The sequence below is a fragment of the Bacteroides sp. RTP31139st1_H2_RTP31139_211217 genome (genome assembly GCF_040227615.1).
GTDB lineage: Bacteria > Bacteroidota > Bacteroidia > Bacteroidales > Bacteroidaceae > Bacteroides > Bacteroides uniformis.
This window is the reverse complement of sequence record NZ_JBCNZM010000100.1, coordinates 15,119-16,801: the sequence shown is the minus strand read 5'-3', so window position 1 is coordinate 16,801 and position 1,683 is coordinate 15,119. Positions and strand designations below refer to the sequence as shown.

Annotated in this window: 1 protein-coding gene; it reads right to left on the bottom strand. The window is 56.6% G+C overall.

All coding sequences use genetic code 11. The annotated features are described in order from the left end of the window. Positions 1–1,683: phage tail tape measure protein (locus ABUA47_RS15870; protein ID WP_349831747.1), on the bottom strand; the 1,683-nt coding region annotated here is incomplete at both ends.

Sequence of the window (1,683 nt, the reverse complement as noted above, 5' to 3'; positions counted from 1 at the left end):
CTCTTCGATACTTTTGCCGGCAACGACCTCGTCCACGGCACGCTTTGTCTTGACAGCCATGTTATAGGTCTCGCTCAGGGAGGAGTAAAGTGCCTCTATGGACGGATAACGGTACTTGCGGTTCGATTCGATCTCTTCCAGTACGGCATCCTTCGCCTCCTTTATCTTCCAGGTCTTGTAAGCCACCCATCCCAAAGTCCCGACCAATGCGGCTATACCTGCCGTGGCGGCAACCGCGCCTGTACTGATGGCACTCAACGAGGCGGCAGCACCGGTCAGTCCGCTGCCGGTAGCCACCTGTGTGGCAAACAGCGACTGCAGGACTCCTTTGGCTCCGATGACACCGCCCCCGGCCATCAAGGCGCGGTTCATCGCTCCCCGTCCCGCCACGCCTGCGGACTGCATGGCCGACACGATGGCCCGCTTCTGGGCAAACGAAACCTTACCGATACCACCCGCCCCCAGCAGCCCCTGCACGGCACTGATTGATGTCGTGGCCGCAGACTGTTTGCCGATAAACCCCATGGCGATGCCGATATTCGTCAGGGCTCCCGCCACCTTGAACAGCCGGGTCGCGACAACGCCTGTAAAGACAAGCGGTTCTATCCAATGGAAATTGCGGGTCACCCATGCGCCGATATTGCCGATCACGGTGAAGATGTCCAACAAGGCATTCCCGATGGACACCAGGCCACGGGTAAATTCCGGAGCCTTGAACTTTGCCAGAAAAGTGCGGAGCACAGTGCGGATAGAGGGTTCCAACACCTCGTATGCCTGCATGAACCCTTCGGTCAGCTGGGAGGTCACCTGCGCCCACAATCCCTTGGTCGTATTCTGCTTTACCAATGCCAGTTCTGAGGAAACGCCCTGGGACCCCCGGTTATATGAAGTCAGTTCTCGTAGTTTGTCGTAGTTCTTCAGGAACATCATCGCCGCGTTACCGCCAATTTTCCCGAAGATTGCCTGGACATCCGCCATCGACGCGCCCTTCTTGTTCAATTCCTCGAAAATGTCCGCTATAGGACGGAGTTTCTCGACCTGCACCCCCTCGATGTCGCGCATTTCCGTGAACCGGATGCCCAGGCGGTCCAGAACTTCCTGTGCCTCCTTGGTAGGTTTGGCAAAACGTGTGGAAAGAGCACGCAACGAGGTTCCCGCCAGCGTTCCCTTCAGACCCATATTGCCCAAAAGACCGATGGCGGCACTGCTTTCCGTGAAGTCCACGCCCGCCATACGCAGGTAACCGGCAGCCATCTTGTATGACTCCGCCATCTCCACGATATTCACATTCGAGCGGGAAATGGTGGAGGAGATAATGTCCGCCACGCTGTCCATGCTGTCGTTATGGATATCATAACCGGCCATGATGTTCGTGGCCAGGTCGGCGATATACGACACGTCGTTGTCACCGATAAGTGCCAGGTTCGTGATCGGGCGGATGGACTTGTTGATTGTCTCGATATTCATGCCCGCCATCGACAGGTATTTGACGGCACCGGCAATCTCCACGGCTGTGTATTTCGTGTCGATGCCGATTTTACGGACATGACGGGCCATACTGTCAAAACGGGTCTCGAATGTCTTGAGGTCGCTGTCCGCCACACGGAGGATGGAATGTGCCGATTCCATGATGTTGGAATAGTCGATGGCCTTCGTCAGTTCCGAACGGATCAGGCTGTAACC